Raw genomic sequence first — 22,440 nt, 5'->3', positions numbered from 1 at the left:
CACAATCGCCAACCGATGCCGGGAGGTCCCATCCTCACCACGGCACGCCGGCGGACCCGATGCCTCAGACCATTTCCCTCGAACCTTCGAGGGCTGCGACACCTTCCCGACCTTCCCAACGACCGATCCGATGCTCACACCGCAATTCCCAATCAATCAACACCGTTCCGCCCCGTCGCGCCACATCCAGCCACAGATTGCAATCGTACCCGACCGCCTCGCCGCCCGACCGTGCGGGCCCCTCCCGAAACACCCCGCGACGCACCAACGCACACCCGAGGCCCGTTCCCCCGATCGGCTCCAGGCCCGCCCCCCCTTCCAGGTGGACCAGCTCCCCCGTCTCCAGGTTCGTGTATCGCCAGGCCACGCTGCACCCCGGAACCACCCGAGAGCGATAGTTCGCCGTCACTCCATCGACCGTCGGCCCCATCCGATCGAGCAACCGATCGAGCGCATCGGCCGGGGGAATCACATCATCTTCCAGACACCAGATGAGGTCGGTCTGGGCCAGTTGCCCGATCCGGTTCCAGATCGCTCCCACTCGGTGGTTCACGGCCCGGCCATGCCGCCGACGCCCCTGCTCCCCTTCGTCCAGCGGCGCATCGGCCAGCTCCGAGGCCGACAGCCCCGCCACCGCCGGCCTCGGGTCGCGGTGGTACGAGTGCCCGGCATAGCCGTCCTGCTCCAGCAACCACCGACGCAGCCGCTTCCCCACCGCTTCCGATCCCGAATTATCATAAAAGAGCAAATGCAACTGCGACGCCGGATACGACTGCCGCGCCACCGCGTCAAGCACGGCGTCGATCAAATGCTCCCGGCCCGACCAGGGAATCGCCAGCGTGACCAGGTCGGTCGGGTCGATCGTCCGCCGCCACTCGCTTTGGTGGTTGGCGCGGGCCTTCGATCGGCAAACGCCGTCGTCGTGGCGATAGTAGTAATAATCCACCGGCGCGGGGATCATCCGCCAGCCGTGGTCGCGGAACCGCCGCCAGAGCGCCCAGTCGTCGTGAGGAACCGTGCCGTTCGGATCGGGAGCGAAGACCGGCCAGCCACCGACCTGACTCAGCGCATCGGTCCGGATCAGGGCCGGCACCCCCGACAGGTTCGATCGACCGAGCAGGTCCGGATGGTACGGAACGCTCAACGTCCCCTGACGCGAGCCACAGAACCACAAACGAGGATAGGCCGCCGCCGCCCGGCAGTCGGTGGCGATCGTCGCCAGCAAGACCTCCAGGTAATCCGGCGGGATCATGTCATCATCATCAAGGAAGCAGAGATACGGCAGGTCGGCCAGTTCTCGCATCCCGACATTCCGCGCCGGGTTGCCGCTCAGGCCCGATCCGACCCTCGCCCGCAGGTATTCCACCCCCGGATAGCGCCCAACCACCTCCTCGGCCGAATCGTCATCGCCGTCGTCCACCACCAGGACACGTTCCGGCCGATGCGTCTGCATCATCAGCGAGCCGAGCATGTGCGGCAGCCAGTGCGGCCGATTCCGGGTCGGAATCACCACCCCCACCCGGTTCGGCAAGGTGGGCCTCGCATACCAAAAGGCCCCCGAAACCTCCTGCACCTCCTGCTCTGCACCGACGCGCTGGGCCGCCTGCGACGACGTTCCATCGACCATCGCGTCGCCATACACAACGGCGCGCATCACGTCCCCATACGCCATCGCCGGGGCCGCGTAGCCGGCACGGGTCACGCCGAGTGTCGTGTCCGCACCAGACACTCGGAGATCAGCTCGCTTCGCCATCGTTGCGTCCATTCTCCCGGCCAGGCAGCACCTCGGCCGGCCGACCATTCACAGAAGAAGTCTCTATGACAAAATCTCACGTTCTCGATTCTACGCGTTCCCCATCGTTCTGCCGCACGAAAAAAATCCGCTGTCGTCTCATTTTTCCGAACGCATCACTGCACACGGAGACCGATCCCCCGGCTCCGCTCCTCCATGACTCTGCGTGTCCGGGTCTTCGATCGTCCGCTCATCCGATTGGAAACGAATTCTGCCCGTCGTCAGGATTTCAGATCCGCCACGACTCCGCTGCCTCGTCTCGGCGAGCGACCTCGATCATCGGCCTCGGCTCGGCGGCGATCAGGCGAAACGCCAGCGGTACCACCTCACTGGGCAACGCTTCGGCATCCCCCGGCCGACTCGTCCCCACCCGCGTCAGCGTGCCCTCGACCAGCCGATACAGCTCCAGCGCCCACGGATCGCGGTCCACAATCAACACTTCCCGCGTGTTCACCGTCGCATAAAACCCCAGCTTCTCCCGCGACCGATCCCCCTGGCTCGCCACCTCCACCGCGAAATCCGGCCCCCCCAGCCAGTGCGTCTCCCGGTTGATCGCCGACGTCCCATTCAAAAACACCACGACGTCAGGGCATCGGTAGTTCTGCTTCCAACCGTCATCTCGATCGCTCACGTTCACCCCTGGCCGAACCCGCCCGAGCCCCGCCAGGCCAACCACCGTTTGCAAGACAAACGACAGACCCATCACAATTTCTTGATGCTCGTCGTTCGGCATCGGCGCCATCACATACACCCCATCCCAGACCTCATCGAACCGATCCCCCCCCGAAGCCCGCCGCTGCTCCAGGATCTGATCTTCGACGTACGAATCGAGCACGAGCGTTGCCATCGTTCAGGCTCCCTGGTGATCCGGCCGCCCTGATCCCCTTGACCTCAGATCCGCCACGATTCTCCCCTCTCGTCTCGGCGAGCGACCTCGATCATCGGCCTCGGCTCGGCGGCGATCAGGCGGAACGCCAACGGCACCACCTCACTAGGCAACGCTTCGGCATCCCCCGGCCGACTCGTCCCCACCCGCGTCAGCGTGCCCTCGACCAGCCGATACAGCTCCAGCGCCCACGGATCGCGGTCCACAATCAACACTTCCCGCGTGTTCACCGTCGCATAAAACCCCAGCTTCTCCCGCGACCGATCCCCCTGGCTCGCCACCTCCACCGCGAAATCCGGCCCCCCCAGCCAGTGCGACTCCCGGTTGATCGCCGACGTGCCGTTCAGGAAGACGGCCACATCGGGGCAGCGGTAATTCTGCTTCCAACCGTCATCACGATCACTGACATTCACCCCGGCGAACACCAGCCCTCGCTCTCCAAAATTCAAAATCACCTGAAGAATCGTCGAAAGCCGCGTGGCGATCAGTTGGTGTTCGTTGTTCGCGAGCGGCGACATTACATAGACCCCGTCCCAGACCTCATCGAACCGATCCCCCCCCGAAGCCCGCCGCTGCTCCAGGATCTGATCTTCGACGTACGAATCGAGCACGAGCGTCGCCATCACCCAGGCTCCCTTTTGACTTCCGACCGGGGCCACAAACGACCGACGGAGGCGAACGCCCCACAGATTGGGCCGTCGCCTCCGTCGCATTCTAACCGATCGGGCTCATCGAGCGGGCGGTCAGGCCCCTCGGCGGGTCAAGGGGGTCGGGTCGAAGACGGCCGACTCGCCCAGTTGTTCCTCGATCCGGAGCAACTGATTGTACTTGGCGATCCGGTCCGATCGGCTGGCCGAGCCGGTCTTGATCTGACCGCAGTTCGTCGCCACGGCAATGTCGGCGATCGTCGCGTCTTCGGTTTCGCCCGACCGGTGCGACATCACCGCCGTGTAACCGGCGCGGGTGGCCATGTCCACCGCTTCGAGCGTCTCGGTCAGGGTGCCGATCTGGTTCACCTTGATCAGGATGCTATTGCAGCAGTGCTTGGCGATCCCCTCGCTCAGCCGCTTCGTGTTGGTCACGAAGAAGTCGTCGCCGACAATCTGAATCCGGTTGCCGAGCGCCGCCGTCAGCTTCGCGTAGCCGTCCCAGTCGTTCTGGTCGAGCGCGTCCTCGATCGAGACGATCGGGTACTTGTCGCACCAGCCGGTGAACAGCTCGATCATCTGCTCGGCCGAGAACAGCTTGTCCGGCGCCGACTTCCAGAACTTGTACCCCTTGCGCCCCCCTTCCTCGAACAACTCCGAGCAGGCCGGGTCGAGCGCAATGGCGATGTCCTTGTCGCGGCCGGGGGTGTAACCGGCCTTGCTCACGGCGTCGAGGATGAACGGAATCGCCTCCTCGTTGCTGATGTCGGGGGCAAATCCGCCCTCATCCCCCACAGCCGTGTTGTGCCCGGCCTTCTTCAAGACCGACTTCAGGCTGTGGAAGACCTCGGCGACCATCCGGAGCCCTTCGGCGTAGCTCTTCGCGCCGACGGGCATGATCATGAATTCCTGAAAGTCGATCTTGTTGTCGGCATGCTTGCCGCCGTTGATCACGTTGGCCATCGGCACCGGCAAGACCCGAGCATTCGCGCCGCCGATGTAGCGATAGAGCGGCAACCCCTTGCTCGCCGCCGCCGCCTTCGCCGCGGCCAGCGAAACGCCCAGAATCGCGTTCGCGCCGAAGGTCCCCTTATTCTCGGTCCCGTCGGCCGCGATCATCGCCCGGTCGAGCCCGACCTGATCAGCCGCGTCTCGCCCGACGACCACCTTCGAAAGCTGCGTGTTGACGTTCTCGACCGCCTTGCGGACCCCTTTGCCCACGTAGCGCCCTTTGTCGCCGTCTCGCAGCTCGACCGCCTCGAACTCGCCCGTGCTCGCCCCCGAGGGGACTGCCGCCCGGCCCAGCGTGCCGTCGGCCAGGATCACGTCCACCTCAACGGTCGGGTTGCCGCGCGAGTCGAGAATCTCTCGCCCCTTGATGGCCACGATCGTCGCCGGCTCGGTGCCGCTCGGGGCGTTCTGCCCCCGGATGCCGGGAATCGCGTTGTGGGTATGGGTACTCATCGGGTGCTTGCTCGTTTGGAAGAAAAAAAGGGTCAGAGAGAAAGAAACGGACGACGCGCCGATCCGTGGTGATTCACCGTCGTCAAAACGATCGGGGACCTTCGCGAACAAGGTCCCAGGACTGGGGTGGCCCCGGTTGCTCACCAACCGGGATTGCGGAGCGACACGAAGTTTGAGTACGGCCTCATCCGCCCCGCAACTCAGACGCGGGCCACCATCGGTTGCTAACCTTGAGCATCACGCCAGCCCCCCGGGCTCGTCCGCGATGCCTCCCGTCTGCTCCTCCGCGTCGGTCAGGACGCGGGGGACATCCGGCCCGGGGTTGCCGAGACGAGACCACCGGGGACCCGCGGGGGGGGAGCGATCGAAACTGATGGGCGAGATCAAGCCTCGACGCTCAGCTTCCCCCCGCGATCCCGACGGTGTTCCAGGCGACTCAGTGCGCGAAACGGCCCCCAACTCCCGCATGATGTTCTTCGGGTGGGCCAATTGGGAGTGGTCCCCAGACCGAGAGTCGGGGGCCGCCGCGCGGTGGAGCATCCCAGGTGCCAGTTCTTGGGGGCATTCGCAACCTGTGGCGAACGCACGCGGGCCGGGACCTGTCCCCAGATCACGGCCCGCATGCGGTCGCGTGCGGGCTGCATATTGTGTCACGACTGCCTCGGATTGACCAGACAATCACGACCACTTCCCCAAGACTCCCCGGCGGGCGGGCTCGTGTGCCGCCTCGTCGCGACGTCAACCATCGCCGCCGGGCTCTATGGTTATCGGCGCGGCACCCCGCCGTCTTGACCCTCTCGAAAATTCAACAGCCCGATTCCCTCCCCCCGCCCATCACGCCCACTCCAGGGCCACGCCTTGCCCGTGCTGCGGGTGGTTCGGGTCGATCGCCCGCAACTCCAGCGTCATCCCTCCGGCCCTCAGGTGCGCATCAACCCAACCGTTCGGCAACCCGTCCTCGAACAGATACGCCACCGGCGGCAGGTTGATGAGGTACAGCCCGTCCCTCCGCCCGATCGACCACCGATGCGTATGCCCGTACACATACGCCTTGACCTGCGGCCTCGCCGCGATCAGCTCAAAAAAGGCCGCCGTATCCTGAATGCCCGACCACCGTGTTCCTTCCTCCGGCGGCGTAAACTGCGGGTTATGGTGCGCAAAGAGGATCGCCGGTTTCTCGCTCCGCCGATCCAGTTCCTCGGCCAACCACGCCAGCTGCTCCTGCCCCAGCTCCCCCGTCACCACGTCCACCTCAAACAACGTATCGAGCAAGAACAGATTGGCGTGTTCCGACTCGATCACGCTCACATGCTTCGACGCGACCACCACCCGATCCGGCTTCTGCATCACCAAAGCGTCGTAGAGCGGCCCGCGATCATCGTGGTTCCCCATCGTCACGTGCAGGTCCAGCCCGCCTCCGGCCATCGGCTCGACACACGAGGCCAGGTTCGCGTAATCCTCGGGCAGCCCTTTCAAATACGCGCAATCGCCGTTCAGAATCACCCCCGCCGGCTTCTGCTCCAGAGCCAGCAGCTCGCCCACCACCCGCTGCAAGTTGCGGGTCATGTTCACCCCTCGGGCCTCGATCTCCGGCCGACTCGGGATGTGCGTATCCGACAGCAACGCAAACCGATTCGCGTCCCACTCCGCCCCGATCGCCCCTCTCCCCACCGCCAATCCGGCCACCGCCGCCGCGCTGCCCGCCAGAAACCCTCTTCGGGACAACGCTTGCACATGAATCGGCATCGTTTGCTCCTCCAGAACGCTTTTGTCTGCCGACTCACTCTAAATGAGCCTCCCCCCCTTTTCAACACGCCCCGCCCCGCCCGCACTCCACGCCAATCGCACCATCTCGCGCTCGCACGAGACCAACACTCAGCGGGAGGTCACCCGCCTCGGCCGATCGCCTGAGGGGGGGCTCGCTGAGCAAGGCCATGGTAGGATCTCGCGCCGATCCGGCCCCCCTTCGGCGCGGTTCATCGGGGAAATGCTCCCCTCAACCGAAGAGATTCGCGTCTGTTGTCGTCTAGGAAATGATCGATCGAACATCCCCAACAGATTGTCCCGGCCGCCCGGGGATCAACCCTCCTGGGAGATCGAGATGAACGATCGCGCCGATTTCTACATCGTCGAGAACATCATCGGCTACACCGGTCAGATCGACCAGAATCCCACCGTCTACTTCCTGACCAGTCCGGCCCAGGGGCCCAATGAGTACGGACACATCACGCAGAGCCACCAGATTGGCCCCAACGAAGGCCGCGAAACCGTGCGCCGTTCGTCGATGTACGAGATCCGAGTCGGCCCCGGCGGGGAGCTCGAAGAGTGGGATGGCGGACGTTGCATCCACCGGTCGCGCAACCCGCTGATTCCCATCGCCGGCCTCAGTGCCAAATCGCGCTATCTGCTCAGCTGCTCGATCGCTCGCTTCACCGAAAAGAAACGCATTGATCGCTTTACTGAGCAGCAGATCGACGAACTCTACGATTACGGCGTGGTTCTCGGACGGTAACGCTCGCCGCGTGGTTCGGGCCATCCCCCCTCCACCGATCGACACCGGCGTTCATGCAATCTGTCCGATCTCTGTTCCCTCTCCGGTCCCGAACGACGACAGGGAAGGCGAGCGCTGTTTCCGCGTGACTGTTGCGTGTCAGGAACGGGGGACTGGCTCCGCGTCTTCGAGGTGCCCGTCCCCCGTTCCGGCAGAGACGCTCCATGCAAACGAACACCGCGCTAATCTGACAAAAAGATCAAGGCGTAGGCGAACATCGGAATGACGATGACCCAGTATGCCGCGATCGCCTTACCGAGCCGGCCAAGCCCGCCCGCCCCGTCTCCGGAACGCCCGACCAGCGCCACGAGAAAGCCGATCCCCAGCACTGGCGGTGAAAGGATGATGCTGAATGTCCAGAGACTGTAAATGACGTTGAGGGAATGAATCTTGAAGACCTGGTCGATGACGTAAACAACGCATCCACTCAGGTAGATCCACGCCACAACCACCGAGCTCACCACCTGGGCCTTCCCGGAGCGCGTCCCGCAATAGGCCCGCCGCGTCTCGGCCGGCCGGATCGCCAGCAGGACGAGGTGGCCGAGCGTCACCGTCATCCCGAACGGCAACGAGTACAGGCCGACATCCACCACCACTTCGACCCAGTCAATCGCCGAGAGCGTCCCCCCCCCTCCCACGAGATCCCCGACCGTGGTCGGCCCCCGCGGCGACAGGATCATCGCGGCCTGACACCCCAGCGCGACCGCCGCGATCATCACCATCACGTCGATCAACCGCCAGGGCGTGGCCGGTCCGCTCGTCCCGATTTCCGATGTCACGGCACCGCGCTCCGCCTTCCCGAGAGGAACTCGATCCTCCCCCTGCTCCCCGGACTCGACCGAGTTGATCCCGGGCACCTCGACGTTGCCATCATGTGGCGGCCTTGTCCCATCACCCTTCGGCCGATCGGGCGGGTGGCCGAAGCAACGACTTCGTGCCCCGCCCCGCAACACCTGCTCTCACCGGGGCACGCTCGAAGACTCGCTCTGCCCCGGCCACCCGCCGCAATCCTCACGCGCGAAGGATCTTCTCCATCGCCTTTCCCTTGGCCAGCTCATCCACGAGCTTATCCAGTTGGCGAATCGCCTGCATCAACGGATCCTCCACCTCTTCAACGCGGACGCCACAGACGACCCCTTTGATGAGCGCACGATTGGGATTCATTGCCGGCGCCTGAGCAAAGAACGTTTCGAAATCCGTCTTCTGTTCGATCTGATGGAGCAGCCCCGCCTCGTCATAGCCGGTCAGCCAGCAGATGATCTGGTCCACCTCCTCCTTCGTGCGTCCCTTGCGCATGGCCTTCTCGACATACCGGGGATACACCCCCGCAAACGGCATCGCAAAGATTCGATGTCCGGGCATCTATAATCTCCTTTGCGTTCCTTTCATGAAGAACATCAGCGCTCCGGGCGCTTCCCCCTCGATGGGAATGGTCCCTGATACGATCCTGCCAATCAATGCTCCATCGGGAAGTCGCCACCGCGTAAGGCATGAGCGGATGACACTTGGGCTTGAACATCCTTCGAGGCCGATTCCTCATGACCAACGCCTCCCCAAAGGCGTCGCGTACCCGCATGTCAACAATTGATCCAACATTCTCCACGCGCTGTCCTGGCCACTCGGCATACGTTCTTGCAGGAAGATCAACCGTCAGCATCTCCTGGTCGCGTCCTGACGAGCCGGTCCCAGCAAGCCGAGTCTGGTTTCGACTCGGAGACGGGGTTAGCATACCGAGACCGTGGCTGTCGGCCGCCTTCACCCGGCGTGAGCATCATTCGCGAGCCGGTGACCGCCAATCGGCGTCTTGGACAGGATGGCCAACCCCGACGAACCGCGAGCCCCGGCCCAGTCGCCATCCCTTTCGAGCCGATCCGCGAACCCGACTGCGGACGCCCCCGTCTTCGAGTCGAGACCTCCGGTCGCCTCTCGGCGTGCAACCGCGATGGATCCGCAGTGCATCGGCGAACCTCGGACGAGACGCCTAACAACCGGAGCGAGCACATGCTTTCCGAGGACAACTTCAAGGCCCAGTTGGATGACCTCAAGCAGCAGTATCGGGACGACAACGCCTGGGTCGGCAAATGGAATCCGGGAAGCTGGAACGATGACGAGATGATGGAGGAGTACATCGAGGCCGCGTGGAACCTGTACGCCGCCACGGCCACCAACAAGCTGAAGATGACGATCCTGGGCGGGACAGCAATCCGCATGAACATCCAGCTCATCAAGAACTTCGGGGTGACCGGGGCCAACGGGATCCAGGACAGGGTGACGGGGAGGATCGTGCAGAACGAGCGGCAGACGCGGGCCTTACGGGCCAGGTTCCCGAAGGATGGTGCCGGGGTCTTGAATCCGAGGTTCCTCGAACGCTCGGCGAACACCCCGGAACTGCGACAGGAGCGGGATCAACTGAAGCAGCAGACCGCCGCGCGGCTGGCCTCCCCGGTCACCCTGGGGGGGAGCATCCTGAGCGAACAGAACTGGACCCCCATCCTGAATGACGCCTTGATCCTCGGGGGAATCACCTCGGGCCAGATCTTCAGGCTGGGCTTGATCCCCGAGGAACAAGCGGCATGGCGGAAACTGTTCGCAACGTATTCAAACAAAGCTCAGCAGGGCGTCATCAACCGACATGGACGATCACAAATGTGCGACGACACCTGGAAACAATTCTTCAATTCAAACAGGTCGATTTTCTTCGAACCGTGGGGACCACGCGTCTTCACTCGAGAACTCCTGGGCTTGTCCTTCTTCGGGTACAAGCCGAAGTTCTCCTGGCACGAACTGTACTTCATCCCCGATCGCGCCGGGATGCCCGACCCCACCCCGCAACGATACCTGGAAGGACTGAGAGAGGTGCAATTCGAGGCCCGACCCAGGCGGCCAGCCAACGAGTCGAAGATCATGCGAGCGATCTCCAAGTTCCTCTTCGGTAATGAATTGGCGCTGGGATCGCCGTGGCAGGGTTAAAGCCATCCTTGGCAATGCGGGAGACGGACCGGGGCGGGACATCCTCTCGCCTTCGGCATCGTCCCGCCAAACGCCAGTTACCCCGGGTTCCGCGCGAGCCGACCCCGGGCGAGGGGTCGAAGTGGTCGCCATCGGAAATGATGCCCGCAGTTCTCACACGAAAGTTCGACCGAGAAGTTCAGGTCCTCGCATCTCCCTCTTGACTCCGACTTCAACAGTCCGCCTCCGCACTTCGGACATTGCTTCGGTCCTCCGAGCGACAATCCCCGAGAAGCCATTCCCTTGACGACCCCGATCAACCCGACAAGCGCCAGCAACAAGAACCTTCCCCAGCGCGAATCGGGAGCCTCGCATGAACATTTTCCAGAACGAGACATCCCTTGTCCGTCTGGAGCAGAAACGCTCGACTCCCAACCACCCGGCGATCGAGCACGACCTCGCAGTCTGGGCGGCGTCCGACGACCACAGATCGCCCCGCGCGGACGAGAATGCGGATGCCGCTCCGTGAACCGTGCAAGAGCCCGCTCACAATTCCGCGAGGCATCACACCGCCGCCTCCCGATCAAGCTTACCGGCGGCACGGACGCATCGCGGAATTGCCGGCGGCGCAACCCCCTGTGATGTCATTTTGGCAACCGAAACGCCGCCATTTTTTGATTTCTCGGATGCCCCCAGTCGCCAACGACACTGAGTTCAAGCCCCGCAAGCTTCGCCAGATAAGCCAACTCATCCACGGAACAGTGAAAGGGATCGGAGTCGTAGTGTGTGACAATCTCACCAGGTTCCTGCCTGAGCGGTTCCAGGTACGAAGACGTTGGAGCCTGAAAGTAGGTCGAATAATACACGCCATGCGGCAACAGGTTTTCTCTCGCTCGCGTCAAACACCGAACAATCATATTGAATGGAAGATGGGTAAATAGCGACACAGACACCATAAAATCAAACGTTTCGCCAAACGCCCCAACCTTAAAAGCATCGTCAACAATCAGGTTCGGCTTCTTGTGCGAAAGCCCCGCCTCGTCCACTTCGATTTTCCCGGCTTCAATCAATGACTCATTGAGATCCAATCCATAATAGTTCCCAACGTCAAGATATTTCAGATAGTGAAGACCGCCTCTCAAGCAGCCGCAACCAATATCAAGAAGCTTATGGTTCGGCTTGAGCCCCGACTTGATCAAAAACTCAAGTTGCAGTTTCCCTAACTCATCCCACAACCCTCCGACAAAATCCCTGTGCGCCTTTTTGCTGATTTCTTCACTCGTAAGCTCCTTCGAGTAGGAATTCACGTCCTTCATGATGCTCATCGGATCAGTCCTTTTGAGTGAAGAGTGACCGAACGCCCAAGCCCAGCGAACCGGCCCGCCGAGTTCAGCCCCGATGATACCAAATAACCGCCGCGGCGGGCCGGGACCGCCGCGGCGCGAGGTTCGACGTAATGAAGAGCCCGACGCCTAAGGAGATGGCCTTTCCACATCCATAGCCCTGTAAGGATGATCGCGGGTATGGCAACGTACCGAACTACAGGTGCGGAGTTCGGTAGTTCTTCGAACGGACTCTAAGCAGAGCCGATGACCGGAATGGTAGAGATGATGTGAATCCAACGAAAGATCGAACGTTTCTGACCTTGAGTCACAATGAACCCTCCGAGGGTCCAAATGCCAGAGATCGGCGGACCTGGCCAGCGAGCACGACCTCGGGACCACGAGAACCCATCGCGGCGGCCGGGGTCCGCTCATGCGCGGGGTCGGGCAGCCTCCCGCGACTCGCAAGTCTCCGGAAATCCCTCGTGCCCCTCCCCGCCCCCGCTAGAAACAGGGCTCTCCGGGCCGCTCCGATGCTTGCCGTATCCAACTCGCGAGTAGTTCCCCGTCGAGATGATCGCCCTCGTGGATGTGGAGGTACCTCACGGCCTCCTGCTTGGAAGCGATAGGAGGCGCCGGATCGAGCGACGTGCCGCGGAAGAAGGCAACCTTCACATAGTTCGTGAGGCAGTGGAAGCCGAGGAACCAGCCCCGTCCTTCGAGCCCGTAGAAGGGCGTGTTCCATCGCACGGCCTTGCGGACATCGGGCACGGTTTGCACGATGAGCGAGTCCAGGTGGCGCCCGACCTCCTTCTTCCAGCCGGGCATGGCGGCGATGTAGGCCTGCACGGGCGCGTCGCCGTCGCCCTTCGGAATCTGGGGGTTGCCACCCGAGAGGAGCTTCGGCTCCTCGGCGACCGGCTCGGCGGCCTTGGACGACTTACGGACCACTGTGTTCCCTCCGCGTTTCCGCCGCCGAACGCCCAAGCTCAGCAGACTGGCCCGCCGAGTGATGCCTCGATGATCAACTGAAGCCGTCCGCGGCGGGCCGGGTCCGCTGCAGCGCGAGGTTAGGCGGGGCATCAGCCTACTCGTAGACGCGAGCCCCGGCCAGGACCAAGGCGAACAGCTCCCAACTCGGCCTCTCGGGATCGAGGGGAGAGCGAGCATTCTTCAGATAGCCCGGCACATCCCGCAGGTAGGCTGCGAGCGCCTCGAGGAACTGCTCCAGCGTAGGGTTCTCCCAATCGGAGGGCGCGGCCTGGAGATTAGCGTGGAGGCGATCGACGAACTGCGCCAGAGCGAGCCGCGATGCGACGGATTCAGGATCGGGGAATTCGTCCTGAGCCACAACAAGCCCCCGCCGCCTAACGCCCAAGCTCAGCGGACCGGCCCGCCGAGAGTAACCGTTCGAGTGACCAGCAACCGCCGCGGCGGGCCGGGTCTGCTGCAGCACGAGGTTAGGCCGGCCGTTGCGGGAGGGCGAACCCCGGAAGCTCCCTGACCTCAGCCGCGACCACCAGAGACCCGGCCACATGATCCAGCACCCGCCGGGCGCGTGCAACCGGGTCGTCCGGGAATTCGGTGTCGTGCTTCGGGTCGTCCGGGTCGAAGCCCGGAATGTGGAACCGCTCGCCCTCGAACTGTATCGGTTCGTTCGCAGCCCGACTGCGGTCGAACAGTACGGCGGCCTTGAGGCCGGTCACCCCGTGCTCGGCGCACTGGCACTTGAGTACGAAGCTGAAATCCCGGAACGGCACCGTGAGCGACCCGAGGCAGGTGCGGCCGTGCGGCTGTTGCGGGACGGACAGGATGGTGCGAATCGCCGGGCAACCGCCCGCGATCACCACCTCCGTCTCGACCAGTTTGCCGCCCGAGTTCCCGAGGAGTCGTTGGTAGAACCCGGCCAACTCCTCGACCGAGCAGGCGTTGGCGGGCAGATCGGGTGGAACCGGGAAGTAGTACACGCCGAGGCCGTCGCCCTCGGGCGTGTACCACACCTGGACCTCGCCAGGTTGCGGCTCGCCCCGGAAGTCGTAGCCGGTCGTGTCGAAGCGGACGGAGTGGAGCGAAGGCTTCGCTGCACCCCTTCCATCACGCTTGAATCGGCCAAACATCCCGTACGCTCTCTGCCGCCTCACGACAAAGCTCAGCGGACCGGCCCGCCGAGAACAGCCTCGATGATACCAGAAACCTCGATACCAGAAACCTGCCGCGGCGGCCGGGTCCGCTGCAGCGCGAGGTTAGGCGGCTCGCTCCGCCTACAGGAATGGCTTCTCGACTATGAAGCGTACAGCGCCGGCGAGCGACGCAGCAAGGATGAGCACCGCGGCGGACACGCCGAGCCAGAGGGACGCCCGCTTGGCGCGCGGGAGCAGGAGCCGGTTCGCGAGGATGATGCCGCCGCCGAAGGCCAGGCCGACCAGCGCCCATGACGCGAAACGGCGGGCCGCGATCCACGTCCAGCCCGACGGAGCCAGTCGGAAGGCTAGATCGTCGTCCAGCATCCAGCCCGACAGCATGTACGCCAGAAAACCGACGTAGATGCACGCCAGCGACTCAGCGGCCAGAACCACGGCCCTCGCGGTCACGATGTGGCCCTCCGCCGCCTAACGCCAAAGCTCAGCGGACCGGACCGCCGAGACAAAGCTTGATGATACCAGCAAGCGCGGCGGCGGGCCGGGTCCGCTGCAGCGCGAGGTTAGGCGGCATGGCCCCTGAGTTCCCGAATAAAGCCCTCCGCCTGATCCGGAGCCTCCACAAGCATGGACCAGTAGAGTGGGCGAGCGGAGGGTGAGCGACGAAAGCCAAGGTGCAACCAGTAGACCCCGGGGAAGTCGCTGTACGGCACGACGTCTCCCAGGACGAGGTCCCCCGGACGAAACGAGTAACCGATTGGATGGAGGCGGACTCGACCGTCGACAAACTCTGCGAAGCGATCGCCGCCGGAGAGCAGCATGATGCTGGGCTTGAACAGCGCGAGACAGAGGGGGCCTATTGCAAGACCGGCGAACCACCGCAAAGGCGAGACATGCTCACCGTTGGCCGCTTGCATCGCGAGCATGCCGGTCATGAGGACACTCGGAAGCAGGCCGAAGCCGATGACCTGCCGAATGCCAAGGCGCGTGCTCCTTCGAAGCAACGCGACGTAGAGTGGCCTCAAGTCGCTCGGTTGCTCGATCCTCAAGAGGCCCCTCCGCCGCCTAACGACCAAGCTCAGCGGACCGGCCCGCCGAGTGTGACCTTCGATTCTACCGGCGAGCGCCGCGGCGGGCCGGGTCCGCTGCAGCGCGAGGTTAGGCGGGCTATCGCCGCCTCAGTTTGCGGAAAACGGATCGGAATCCCTTGTGCTCGGAGGCTGATGATCGGCCGAGATGCGACTCACGAGGTCGCATGCTCGTGCGTCGTCGTCCGGGTGCACCCATAACTCGACGATCTGCCCTGCGGACGGGTCACCCGGCTCGGGGACATCCCAGACCCGCAACTCGCAGCGGATGTTGCCGAGTTCCTGCTCCAGACGTTGGGCCTGTGCGACCGACCAGGCGGTGCGGCAGACCCACAAGTAACCGTTGTGCAACGACGGCCGCTTGAGCATAAGGGCCTCCCGAGCCGCCTAACGACAAAGCTCAGCGGACCGGCCCGCCGAGACAAGCCTACCGAACTCCCGGAAACCTGTGCGGCGGGCCGGGTCCGCTGCAGCGCGAGGTTAGGCGGCGATTCTACATGCACTGAAGCTCGGCCGAAACATCGAAGCACTTCGGGCACAGGAAGACGTACACCAAGGCGCTGTCGGGTAGACGAGCCTCCGGATAGTCGAGGCCGTCGAGCTGGGCCAGCAGGACCATGCGATGCCCGCAGCACTCGGGGGTGTAGTCGCCCTGAATGAAGGTTGGCTTGCCGCCGAACTGGGTGCCGCCGGAGACCTCGCGGCCATCGGCAGGGACAAGCTTCACCTCCGGGAGTTCGTCCATAGGGCCCCCGCCGCCTAACGACCAAGCTCAGCGGACCGGCCCGCCGAGAGAAACCGTTGCATGACCGGTGAGTGCCGCGGCGGGCCGGGTCCGCTGCAGCGCGAGGTTAGGCGTCGGCGACCGCTGCGCCCTCCCTGTCGCACGGAGTCACGCTCACGACCTCGACCTCGTGGCACTGGAATGATGCGCCGACGCCGAAGGCCGGGTCAAGCGACACCTGGAAGTGGATGTGCTCCCACTGGCGCTCGCGGAGATCGGCGATAACCAGGCCGCTAAGGGCGTTCTGGTGGTTGAAGCCATCGAGTCGCAGCTCGACCACGTCTCGGAAGCAGAAGTGGACCAGGACGTGGTTCCGCAGGACGTAGCACCCGTCGGACCCGACCTCGCTGGTCATCTCGAACGCGTGGATCATCGCCTCGACGGTCGGGCCGTAACCCTCGCCGGACGGCCGTCGGTCCAGGCGGAGCCAGACGACCTCGGCGTCGTGGAACGTCGGCCAGTACCCGAAGACGGACGTGAGCCGGTCGCAACCGAGAACGCGATCGGTAGCATCCATCTTCGCCGCCTAACGAACAAGCTCAGCGGACCGGCCCGCCGTGAGCAGGCTACGACAAGAAGAAGAAGCGCGGCGGCGGGCCGGGTCCGCTGCAGCGCGAGGTTAGGCGGGCCTAGAAGTCGAGCCACGACTCATCCTCGACGATCCCCGAATCCCCTGCCGACTGCTCCTCCGCGACCCAGCAGAGTGAGTCGGCGAACGCTTGGGCAGAAGGCCACTCAGCGACGAATCGGCGACGATCGTCGATCGCTACCACGCGGCCGGTATCGGCGTGCAGACAGATGAGGTCATGCCAATCGCCGTAGAAGGGGACCAGGCCGTTCGGCACTTCCCAATCTGCCTTGATCGCCTCGGCTTTCGCGATTTCCGCGTCCCTCCAGAAGCCGTGGTGCAACTCCTGGATGCCTTGGCCGACGCGCACGGCATTGTAGCGACCGTTGAAGGAAGAGACATCGCCGAGGAACGACCGGTCTTCAGGCCGGATGTGCACCATTCGCCCCCGCCGCCTAACGCCAAAGCTCAGCGGACCGGACCGCCGAGAGAAAGGTACGACTGACGAAAGAGCGCCGCGGCGGGCCGGGTCCGCTGCAGCGCGAGGTTAGGCGGAGTCCCGCCGCCCTCCACGCGCGAGCCATTCGATGAAACCGGTCAGGCAATCCGCCGTGACCATGGCGAAGGCCCAGCACGCCGGGATCATGACGGCAGCGATTCCGAGGATACCCCAAGTCGGTACGGCGAGCCACAACCTCAGCATCGCAAGCATGGCCCCGAGCGCGCCGCCAAAGCAGAGAGGCGCCAAGATCAGGAGACGAAGGGGCTTTGACCAGCGGAAGGCCATTGATGTGAAGGCCGCCTAACGAAAAAGCTCAGCGGACCCACCCGCCCGAGCGACCTTCGAGTCTACCAGACCGCGCCTCGGCGGGTGGGGTCCGCTGCAGCGCGAGGTTAGGCGCGTGATTTCTGCCAGGCCCGCCTGAACGCTTCCCAGGAGCCATAGCCTACGGTGTAGGGAAACATCCGGTCCCTCTCGACCGACCATGTCAGATGCACGAAAGCGATCGCGTATTCTGGGTGGTCCGTGACGAACAGGAACTCGTTCGGGTCGTCTCGCGCCGCGGCGACGGGAACGCAAGTCCGATCGCGCAAGGGGTGGGCCGGGCAGCACTCGCGCTGAAGTTCAGCCGAAAGGGATGCATCGGCCTCGTAACCCCCGAACAATTCGCCCATGACTCGCGGGAACTCAAGGCTTCGCGACTCGTCGGCGATGGGCTCCCACGGCTCAGGCAAGTCGGAACCATCAGGCGGGTACGACAGCATAGTCCCTCCGCCGCCTAACGACCAAGCTCAGCGGACCGGACCGCCGAGAGAAAGCTGAGACTGACCAAGAAGAGCCGCGGCGGGCCGGGTCCGCTGCAGCGCGAGGTTAGGCGGCGTCTCCGCCCGGAGGCACCGGATATTCTTCCTTGCGGCCGAATACCCAGCGGCCGGGCAGTTCGACCCTTGCCTCCGGCCTGGATGATACCACGACGGACGACCTGATCTCGATGGCTCGCTCCTGCAGCGCCTCGAACTCGAAGAGGATGTCGTCGATCTCCTCGCGATCGACTTCGCTTTCCTCGGCGAGGAGGAAGCGAAGGAGGACCCCGCCGTCGACGCACTCCAATGAGATCGCCCGCATGTTGGGCGAGATGGCGCCGAACATCGCCTGGACCAAGTCGAGGACCCGGGCGTTCTCGAACGCAAGTTCGGCGGAATCGCACGCCGGCATGGCTCTCCGCCGCCTAACGACCAAGCTCAGCGGACCGGCCCGCCGAGAGAAGCCTTGATGATACCAGAAGCCGCCGCGGCGGGCCGGGTCCGCTGCAGCGCGAGGTTAGGCGTCAGCCTCCCCGGCGCAGCCCCCGAGCCCCCGATGCGACGAGCACGATACCCGATACGAGGAGGATAGCCCCCAGGAAGATAGGAGGCCAGCCATTACCCGAGCTGATATGGACGACAAACTCGGACCACCACTGCCTCCCCGACAGAGCCGGGTCGATCATGCTGGCGAAAGCGAGCACGAAGAGGATGAGGAAACCGCCGAGCGATGCGATGCAAGTGCCGCAGACGATCTTTCCCACGGCGAGAAGTCTCGGGAGGGACGCCTAACGCCCAAGCTCAGCGGACCCGGCCCGCCGAGGGAAACCTTGATGTGACCAGCAAGCGCCGCGGCGGGCCGGGTCCGCTGAAGCGCGAGGTTAGGCGTCAGAAGTCCTCCGGCGCCGCCCATGCGAAGGACTCCTCGCCCAGCCCCGACCGACCTCCCAGCGAGCTTACGAAGAATCGCAACGTATCGGCAAGGGCCTCCTCGACGGTGCCGCCCAGCCCGCTGACCCAATCCGGGGAGCCGTCCGGGGACAAGACGGCAACGTTGGGGACACCGAGGAAGGAGCCGTCGGCCCGCTCGACGACCTTGACCTTGAGGCTGGCGAACGGGAGTGCCGCGAGGGGCGGGCCGACCTGGAAGACGGCCGTGACTCGGGAGACGGGGCCAAGCCCCTCGACGCGAAGTTGCCGCCAGCCCTCGCCCAACGTGTGCCCTCCGAGACGCCTAACGACCAAGCTCAGCGGACCGGCCCGCCGAGGTAAAGCTGTGACTGACCACCGAGCGCCGCGGCGGGCCGGGTCCGCTGCAGCGCGAGGTTAGGCGGCCTCGATTGGCGCGAATGCACCCGCGAACCCGTACTCGAAATCGTCCGGGAAGACGGAAACCCGTAGCTCGCCGGCCACCCAGCGCAGCAGGAACTCGCAACACCCCAACCGGTGAAAATCATACCGCGGGCCGCGCGACTCGTAAACGACGGTCGGCCAGTATCCGGGGTCGCCCTCCGTCAGCCAGTAGAGCCGGTCTCCGTTGTCCGTCATGCCCCAGGGGAACAGCCCGCCACGCTCGGGGTACAGGGCGAACGGGGCATCGGCGGGCCAGCCGGCGCGGATGACCCGCTCGGCGTCGAGATGCCGCTGCGCTTGCTCCAAGAGGTTCAGGTACGGGTTCGGCGAGAACGGGTTGAGAACCCAAAGGAACCCCTTCCAGGAGCCGGAGCCATAGGCGCAGACCAGGCGCTTATAGTCGTTGGGTAGTTCGAGGGCCAGGCGCGTTTCCACCGCCGCGAAGCCTTCCATCGTCCCGGCTTCGACGGGTTTGGCCGGGGGTGGGACAGCACCGCAAAGTCGTGCAAAGGCGGTCACCACGTACGAAACTTCCCGCGCCGCCTAACCTTGTTTCGGCGCACGATTCGTCGCAATTGCGACACACCGGCGACCGAAAATTCGTGAAAGAACACGACTGAACGCTCGTATCATCCCGGGCGTCACATCATAATGTGGCGGCAATCGCGGGAGATTGCAAGGAAATTCCCGGTCTTCGACGGACAAACACGAACGAAGACCGTGCGCGAGGGATCTACGGCGATGGCGAAGCTGCTCGATCAGGTCCGCAAGGCGATCCGGGTCCGGCATTACAGCATCAGGACCGAGGACGCGTACATCGGCTGGATCACGCAGTTCATCCGCTTCCACGGCACCAGGCATCCGATCGAACTGGGAGAAGACGAGATCAACGCCTTCCTCACCCACCTGGCCGTCGAGCGGAAGGTGGCGGCCTCGACCCAGAACCAGGCGATGGCGGCCCTGCTGTTCCTGTACCAGGAGGTGCTCGACCGGCCCCTCGGCGAGGTCGGCGAGGTCGTCCGCGCCCGGAGGCCTGATCGCCTCCCCGTCGTCCTGACCCGAGAGGAGGTCAAGGCGGTCCTCGACCTCCTCACCGGCGAGAAATGGCTCATCGCCAGCCTGCTCTATGGCGCCGGGCTCCGCCTGCTGGAGGGCCTCCGCCTGCGGGTCAAGGACGTCGATTTCGGCCAGAACCACCTGGTCGTCCGCGACGGCAAGGGGCAGAAGGACCGCGTCACCCTGCTCCCGAAGGCGCTGGCCGACCCGCTCCGCAGGCAGATCGAGCACGCCCTGGCCGTCCACGCGAAGGACCTCCGCGAGGGCTACGGCCGCGTCTACCTGCCCGATGCCCTGGCCACCAAATACCCCAATGCCGACCAGCAGCCCGGCTGGCAATACGTCTTCCCGGCCCTGAAGCGGGGGATCGACCCGCGCTCCGGCGTCGTCCGCCGCCACCACCTGGCCGAACGGGCCGTCCAGCATGCCGTCTCCTCGGCGGTCCGGGCCTCGGGCATCGCCAAGCCCGCCACCTGCCACACCTTCCGCCACAGCTTCGCCACCCACCTGCTCGAATCCGGCTCCGACATCCGCACCGTCCAGGAACTCCTCGGCCACCAGGACGTCCGCACCACCATGATCTACACCCACGTCCTGCAAACCGGCCCCCTCGGCGTCCGCAGCCCCATCGACCTGCTCATCGGATGAACCCCTCCTGCCGGGTCCCCTTCCCTCGAAGCGATGGCCATGACTCCACGCTTCGCCCCCCCCCGCGCCGAGCTTCACCCCAAACTCGGACAGGAACCCCGCCCCCTGGGTGGCTCCGGTTGCTCGCTGGGTGCCACGGGCTCTGCCAGTGCCGGGCCGAACCAGAGCACTGGCAGAGCCAATGGCACCCAGACATCAGCACCTTTCATCCGCCAGTGCCACCCCGCCCGCCTTACTGCCAAGGCCATGAGAGGGGTTAGGCGCTCTTGTGCGTTGCCAGGAGGCGGCGGACTTCTGGCAGCAATTCCTCGGGCACCGTGACGACGGCTTGGCCTTTACTCTCGGACACTCCCTCCTCGTCCTCGGCGACCTCCTCGTCCTCCGACTGGCTCTCGTAGGCGTCGATCAGCTTCTTGACCCGGGCAGCGTCCCAGCCGGCGGGATACTTGGATTCGTTCATCGTCTCCTCCTCCTTCGATAGGCCTGCAGCGCCTTGCCTCGGATGTCGTAGGCCGTGACCACGAAGATGCCGTCTCCGTCCTCGTCTGGTACGTAGATCACGCGAAGGTAGCGCCCCGCAGCGGTCTGCCCCAGCGCGTGACGCGACCCGTCACGGCCGGGACGATCCTCGCCAGGGTGGCGCAGAACGAACTCCGCCTCCTCCTCGGTCACACCGTGCCCATACATGTGGGGTAGGCCGGTGTCCGGGTCGTAGTGAAAGCGGATCTCCATCTCGAACTCACGCAGCTTCAGACCATATTGACGACTCGCGGTTTCCTCCACCCAGCATACCCGGCCAGAGCGGCCGAAACTACGCGACTCGGTTCGGGGACCACGACGGGTGGCCGGTGCGCGAGTGACCGAGGGGGCAACGGGAGCGTTCGGGCGGTGATCAGAGGGGTTCGCAGTCGGAATCCATCACGGACCCGATGGCCTTGATCACGTCTCACTGGCTGGCCCCGGTGCTCGTCAATCGGGCTCGCGGGTGGCCCGGACGACGGCCGTCGTCCGGGCGGCGCAGCCGCACGAGGCCGACGAAGGCGCCTCGCCCCTCCCTTTCCAGCTCGGCCTCCCCTCACCACCCCGCCCCGATCCACCCCTGCACAAGGGCCCGTTGGCCGATCACCACGGGTCAGCACCCCAGAGCCGCCCGACCGGGCCAATCTCCCTCTCCTCCCGCTTTTTGTGACTGGCGCGGCCTGTTTCCACGATGGTAATGAGAGACGAGTCCCTCGATTGATGCCGCGCCGGCGACGCCGCCGCGCGCGATCCCGCTTCAGCACGATCTCCCCGACCCATCGCCCCGGCCCCCCTTGCAAAGGTCAACCCTCATGAGCCAGCACCAGATCTCCCCATCCCCCGATGAATCGCCCCGTCCCCAGGAACCCAACACCCACACCGACGCCCCCCGCCCCTCGGGACCGCGCTCCGAGCGCGGCAAACGCCGCAGCCGGCACAACGCCCGACGCCACGGACTGACCGCCCAGCTCCCCGACGGCGCCGCCGAGGCCGCCCTCATGCAACGCTTCGCCGATCGCTGGACGAAGCAGCTCGGCGCCGACACCGAGGCCGAGGAAGCCCTCATCCGCGCCTCGGCCCTCGCCTACGCCCGCCTCGAACGCTGCCGCACCGTCGAGGAAGCCACCCTGGCCCAGTCCTCGCGCGACGCCGTCGAGCGCTGGGAAAAGAAACAGCGCCACGCCGTCCGACGCCTCGCGCAAAACCTCTCCCGAGACCCCATGAACACCGTCCTTGATCTGGAAAGCTCCTCCTTCGGCTGCGAGTGGCTCAGCCGCCACTGGGTCCAACTCGACGCCAAACTGGAACAGGGGATCATCTGGGACCGCGACGAGATGAACCGCGCCCTGCTCCTGCTCGGCTACCTTCCG

Annotated in this window: 29 protein-coding genes; 5 read left to right on the top strand and 24 right to left on the bottom strand. The window is 64.7% G+C overall.

Translation table 11 applies throughout. The annotated features are described in order from the left end of the window. Positions 1 to 64: 64 nt before the first annotated feature. The 5 genes from GA615_RS00150 to GA615_RS00130 all read right to left on the bottom strand — a co-directional run bounded on the left by GA615_RS00150 (position 65) and on the right by GA615_RS00130 (position 6,535). The gene (locus tag GA615_RS00150; protein ID WP_161602074.1) at positions 65 to 1,753 is read right to left on the bottom strand and encodes a glycosyltransferase family 2 protein; all 1,689 of its coding nucleotides are present in this window, start codon (positions 1,751 to 1,753) and stop codon (positions 65 to 67) included. A 268-nt stretch (positions 1,754 to 2,021) separates the two neighbouring features. Beyond that, positions 2,022 to 2,639 carry a Uma2 family endonuclease gene (locus tag GA615_RS00145; RefSeq protein WP_152049242.1) on the bottom strand — a complete coding sequence of 206 codons (618 nt, stop codon included), beginning with the start codon at positions 2,637 to 2,639 and terminating at the stop codon, positions 2,022 to 2,024. 44 nt (positions 2,640 to 2,683) lie between these two features. Then, positions 2,684 to 3,301: a Uma2 family endonuclease gene (locus GA615_RS00140; protein WP_161602073.1), complete on the bottom strand. Its 618-nt coding sequence runs from the start codon at positions 3,299 to 3,301 to the stop codon at positions 2,684 to 2,686. A 120-nt stretch (positions 3,302 to 3,421) separates the two neighbouring features. Then, positions 3,422 to 4,789, bottom strand: a complete 1,368-nt coding sequence (gene eno / locus GA615_RS00135) for a phosphopyruvate hydratase (protein WP_152049240.1) — start codon at positions 4,787 to 4,789, stop codon at positions 3,422 to 3,424. An 834-nt stretch (positions 4,790 to 5,623) separates the two neighbouring features. Then, on the bottom strand, positions 5,624 to 6,535 hold the full coding sequence (locus GA615_RS00130; protein ID WP_152049239.1) for a metallophosphoesterase family protein: 912 nt from the start codon (positions 6,533 to 6,535) through the stop codon (positions 5,624 to 5,626). 355 nt (positions 6,536 to 6,890) lie between these two features. Between GA615_RS00130 and GA615_RS00125 the strand changes: the two genes are divergently transcribed. Further along, positions 6,891 to 7,301 (top strand): hypothetical protein, encoded by a 411-nt coding sequence (locus GA615_RS00125; RefSeq protein ID WP_152049238.1) that lies wholly within the window; start codon positions 6,891 to 6,893, stop codon positions 7,299 to 7,301. 221 nt (positions 7,302 to 7,522) lie between these two features. Here the strand turns inward: GA615_RS00125 and GA615_RS00120 are convergent, their stop codons facing one another. Together GA615_RS00120 and GA615_RS00115 are read right to left on the bottom strand one after the other, a co-directional pair. After that, positions 7,523 to 8,119 carry a hypothetical protein gene (locus GA615_RS00120; RefSeq protein ID WP_152049237.1) on the bottom strand — a complete coding sequence of 199 codons (597 nt, stop codon included), beginning with the start codon at positions 8,117 to 8,119 and terminating at the stop codon, positions 7,523 to 7,525. A 232-nt stretch (positions 8,120 to 8,351) separates the two neighbouring features. Then, positions 8,352 to 8,702: a DUF2200 domain-containing protein gene (locus GA615_RS00115; protein ID WP_152049236.1), complete on the bottom strand. Its 351-nt coding sequence runs from the start codon at positions 8,700 to 8,702 to the stop codon at positions 8,352 to 8,354. A gap of 639 nt (positions 8,703 to 9,341) precedes the next feature. Here GA615_RS00115 and GA615_RS00110 point away from each other — a divergent pair. Both GA615_RS00110 and GA615_RS27285 read left to right on the top strand, forming a co-directional pair. After that, on the top strand, positions 9,342 to 10,310 hold the full coding sequence (locus tag GA615_RS00110; RefSeq protein ID WP_152049235.1) for a hypothetical protein: 969 nt from the start codon (positions 9,342 to 9,344) through the stop codon (positions 10,308 to 10,310). Between the two features lie 352 nt (positions 10,311 to 10,662). Further along, positions 10,663 to 10,818, top strand: a complete 156-nt coding sequence (locus GA615_RS27285) for a hypothetical protein (protein ID WP_161602072.1) — start codon at positions 10,663 to 10,665, stop codon at positions 10,816 to 10,818. Positions 10,819 to 10,933: 115 nt separating this feature from the next. On the opposite strand, the gene GA615_RS00105 is transcribed toward GA615_RS27285, so the two are convergent. The 15 genes from GA615_RS00105 to GA615_RS00030 form a co-directional block, all read right to left on the bottom strand. Next, positions 10,934 to 11,614 (bottom strand): class I SAM-dependent methyltransferase, encoded by a 681-nt coding sequence (locus GA615_RS00105; protein ID WP_152049234.1) that lies wholly within the window; start codon positions 11,612 to 11,614, stop codon positions 10,934 to 10,936. A 501-nt stretch (positions 11,615 to 12,115) separates the two neighbouring features. Beyond that, positions 12,116 to 12,562, bottom strand: coding sequence for a DUF1801 domain-containing protein (locus GA615_RS00095; protein ID WP_235904948.1), 447 nt, complete (start codon positions 12,560 to 12,562; stop codon positions 12,116 to 12,118). 136 nt (positions 12,563 to 12,698) lie between these two features. Continuing rightward, on the bottom strand, positions 12,699 to 12,962 hold the full coding sequence (locus GA615_RS00090; RefSeq protein WP_152049232.1) for a DUF7660 family protein: 264 nt from the start codon (positions 12,960 to 12,962) through the stop codon (positions 12,699 to 12,701). Between the two features lie 109 nt (positions 12,963 to 13,071). Beyond that, on the bottom strand, positions 13,072 to 13,728 hold the full coding sequence (locus GA615_RS00085) for a hypothetical protein (protein WP_152049231.1): 657 nt from the start codon (positions 13,726 to 13,728) through the stop codon (positions 13,072 to 13,074). Between the two features lie 144 nt (positions 13,729 to 13,872). Further along, positions 13,873 to 14,202 (bottom strand): hypothetical protein, encoded by a 330-nt coding sequence (locus GA615_RS00080; protein WP_152049230.1) that lies wholly within the window; start codon positions 14,200 to 14,202, stop codon positions 13,873 to 13,875. 110 nt (positions 14,203 to 14,312) lie between these two features. Further along, on the bottom strand, positions 14,313 to 14,798 hold the full coding sequence (locus tag GA615_RS00075) for a hypothetical protein (protein WP_152049229.1): 486 nt from the start codon (positions 14,796 to 14,798) through the stop codon (positions 14,313 to 14,315). Positions 14,799 to 14,927: 129 nt separating this feature from the next. Then, on the bottom strand, positions 14,928 to 15,206 hold the full coding sequence (locus GA615_RS00070) for a hypothetical protein (protein WP_152049228.1): 279 nt from the start codon (positions 15,204 to 15,206) through the stop codon (positions 14,928 to 14,930). Between the two features lie 124 nt (positions 15,207 to 15,330). Then, on the bottom strand, positions 15,331 to 15,564 hold the full coding sequence (locus GA615_RS00065) for a hypothetical protein (RefSeq protein ID WP_152049227.1): 234 nt from the start codon (positions 15,562 to 15,564) through the stop codon (positions 15,331 to 15,333). Between the two features lie 124 nt (positions 15,565 to 15,688). After that, positions 15,689 to 16,138 (bottom strand): Imm50 family immunity protein, encoded by a 450-nt coding sequence (locus tag GA615_RS00060; protein ID WP_152049226.1) that lies wholly within the window; start codon positions 16,136 to 16,138, stop codon positions 15,689 to 15,691. 112 nt (positions 16,139 to 16,250) lie between these two features. Then, on the bottom strand, positions 16,251 to 16,631 hold the full coding sequence (locus GA615_RS00055; protein WP_152049225.1) for a cell wall assembly protein: 381 nt from the start codon (positions 16,629 to 16,631) through the stop codon (positions 16,251 to 16,253). 452 nt (positions 16,632 to 17,083) lie between these two features. Further along, on the bottom strand, positions 17,084 to 17,455 hold the full coding sequence (locus GA615_RS00050; RefSeq protein WP_152049224.1) for a hypothetical protein: 372 nt from the start codon (positions 17,453 to 17,455) through the stop codon (positions 17,084 to 17,086). 106 nt (positions 17,456 to 17,561) lie between these two features. Continuing rightward, positions 17,562 to 17,906, bottom strand: coding sequence for a hypothetical protein (locus tag GA615_RS00045; protein ID WP_152049223.1), 345 nt, complete (start codon positions 17,904 to 17,906; stop codon positions 17,562 to 17,564). A gap of 112 nt (positions 17,907 to 18,018) precedes the next feature. After that, positions 18,019 to 18,258 carry a hypothetical protein gene (locus GA615_RS00040; protein WP_152049222.1) on the bottom strand — a complete coding sequence of 80 codons (240 nt, stop codon included), beginning with the start codon at positions 18,256 to 18,258 and terminating at the stop codon, positions 18,019 to 18,021. Between the two features lie 124 nt (positions 18,259 to 18,382). Continuing rightward, complete coding sequence (locus GA615_RS00035) at positions 18,383 to 18,709, bottom strand: hypothetical protein (protein ID WP_152049221.1); 327 nt, start codon at positions 18,707 to 18,709, stop codon at positions 18,383 to 18,385. Between the two features lie 111 nt (positions 18,710 to 18,820). Further along, positions 18,821 to 19,300: an SMI1/KNR4 family protein gene (locus GA615_RS00030; protein ID WP_161602071.1), complete on the bottom strand. Its 480-nt coding sequence runs from the start codon at positions 19,298 to 19,300 to the stop codon at positions 18,821 to 18,823. 288 nt (positions 19,301 to 19,588) lie between these two features. Between GA615_RS00030 and GA615_RS00025 the strand changes: the two genes are divergently transcribed. After that, positions 19,589 to 20,551, top strand: coding sequence for an integron integrase (locus tag GA615_RS00025; protein WP_152049219.1), 963 nt, complete (start codon positions 19,589 to 19,591; stop codon positions 20,549 to 20,551). A 256-nt stretch (positions 20,552 to 20,807) separates the two neighbouring features. Here the strand turns inward: GA615_RS00025 and GA615_RS00020 are convergent, their stop codons facing one another. Both GA615_RS00020 and GA615_RS00015 read right to left on the bottom strand, forming a co-directional pair. Next, positions 20,808 to 21,011, bottom strand: coding sequence for a hypothetical protein (locus tag GA615_RS00020; RefSeq protein WP_152049218.1), 204 nt, complete (start codon positions 21,009 to 21,011; stop codon positions 20,808 to 20,810). After that, complete coding sequence (locus tag GA615_RS00015; RefSeq protein WP_152049217.1) at positions 21,008 to 21,283, bottom strand: DUF4258 domain-containing protein; 276 nt, start codon at positions 21,281 to 21,283, stop codon at positions 21,008 to 21,010. The genes GA615_RS00020 and GA615_RS00015 overlap by 4 nt, the downstream gene beginning before the upstream one ends. Before the next feature lie 599 nt (positions 21,284 to 21,882). On the opposite strand from GA615_RS00015, the gene GA615_RS00005 reads away from it, so the two are divergent. Beyond that, positions 21,883 to 22,440 (top strand): hypothetical protein (locus GA615_RS00005; protein WP_152049215.1); only part of this gene is annotated, 558 nt, incomplete at its 3' end.

Origin of the sequence: Tautonia marina (assembly GCF_009177065.1) — a bacterium.
Taxonomy (GTDB): domain Bacteria; phylum Planctomycetota; class Planctomycetia; order Isosphaerales; family Isosphaeraceae; genus Tautonia; species Tautonia marina.
Note: the sequence above shows the minus strand (reverse complement) of the source record. Positions and strands in the feature narration are given on the sequence as shown.

Excerpts from the sequence above, each read along its gene's own strand:
- GA615_RS00150 (WP_161602074.1), bottom strand. The coding sequence starts at position 1,753 with ATGGCGAAGCGAGCTGATCTCCGAGTGTCTGGTGCGGACACGACACTC.
- GA615_RS00145 (WP_152049242.1), bottom strand. The coding sequence starts at position 2,639 with ATGGCAACGCTCGTGCTCGATTCGTACGTCGAAGATCAGATCCTGGAG.
- GA615_RS00140 (WP_161602073.1), bottom strand. The coding sequence starts at position 3,301 with ATGGCGACGCTCGTGCTCGATTCGTACGTCGAAGATCAGATCCTGGAG.
- eno (WP_152049240.1), bottom strand. The coding sequence starts at position 4,789 with ATGAGTACCCATACCCACAACGCGATTCCCGGCATCCGGGGGCAGAAC.
- GA615_RS00130 (WP_152049239.1), bottom strand. The coding sequence starts at position 6,535 with ATGCCGATTCATGTGCAAGCGTTGTCCCGAAGAGGGTTTCTGGCGGGC.
- GA615_RS00125 (WP_152049238.1), top strand. The coding sequence starts at position 6,891 with ATGAACGATCGCGCCGATTTCTACATCGTCGAGAACATCATCGGCTAC.
- GA615_RS00115 (WP_152049236.1), bottom strand. The coding sequence starts at position 8,702 with ATGCCCGGACATCGAATCTTTGCGATGCCGTTTGCGGGGGTGTATCCC.
- GA615_RS00110 (WP_152049235.1), top strand. The coding sequence starts at position 9,342 with ATGCTTTCCGAGGACAACTTCAAGGCCCAGTTGGATGACCTCAAGCAG.
- GA615_RS27285 (WP_161602072.1), top strand. The coding sequence starts at position 10,663 with ATGAACATTTTCCAGAACGAGACATCCCTTGTCCGTCTGGAGCAGAAA.
- GA615_RS00105 (WP_152049234.1), bottom strand. The coding sequence starts at position 11,614 with ATGAGCATCATGAAGGACGTGAATTCCTACTCGAAGGAGCTTACGAGT.
- GA615_RS00085 (WP_152049231.1), bottom strand. The coding sequence starts at position 13,728 with ATGTTTGGCCGATTCAAGCGTGATGGAAGGGGTGCAGCGAAGCCTTCG.
- GA615_RS00070 (WP_152049228.1), bottom strand. The coding sequence starts at position 15,206 with ATGCTCAAGCGGCCGTCGTTGCACAACGGTTACTTGTGGGTCTGCCGC.
- GA615_RS00060 (WP_152049226.1), bottom strand. The coding sequence starts at position 16,138 with ATGGATGCTACCGATCGCGTTCTCGGTTGCGACCGGCTCACGTCCGTC.
- GA615_RS00055 (WP_152049225.1), bottom strand. The coding sequence starts at position 16,631 with ATGGTGCACATCCGGCCTGAAGACCGGTCGTTCCTCGGCGATGTCTCT.
- GA615_RS00050 (WP_152049224.1), bottom strand. The coding sequence starts at position 17,455 with ATGCTGTCGTACCCGCCTGATGGTTCCGACTTGCCTGAGCCGTGGGAG.
- GA615_RS00045 (WP_152049223.1), bottom strand. The coding sequence starts at position 17,906 with ATGCCGGCGTGCGATTCCGCCGAACTTGCGTTCGAGAACGCCCGGGTC.
- GA615_RS00030 (WP_161602071.1), bottom strand. The coding sequence starts at position 19,300 with ATGGAAGGCTTCGCGGCGGTGGAAACGCGCCTGGCCCTCGAACTACCC.
- GA615_RS00025 (WP_152049219.1), top strand. The coding sequence starts at position 19,589 with ATGGCGAAGCTGCTCGATCAGGTCCGCAAGGCGATCCGGGTCCGGCAT.
- GA615_RS00020 (WP_152049218.1), bottom strand. The coding sequence starts at position 21,011 with ATGAACGAATCCAAGTATCCCGCCGGCTGGGACGCTGCCCGGGTCAAG.
- GA615_RS00015 (WP_152049217.1), bottom strand. The coding sequence starts at position 21,283 with ATGGAGATCCGCTTTCACTACGACCCGGACACCGGCCTACCCCACATG.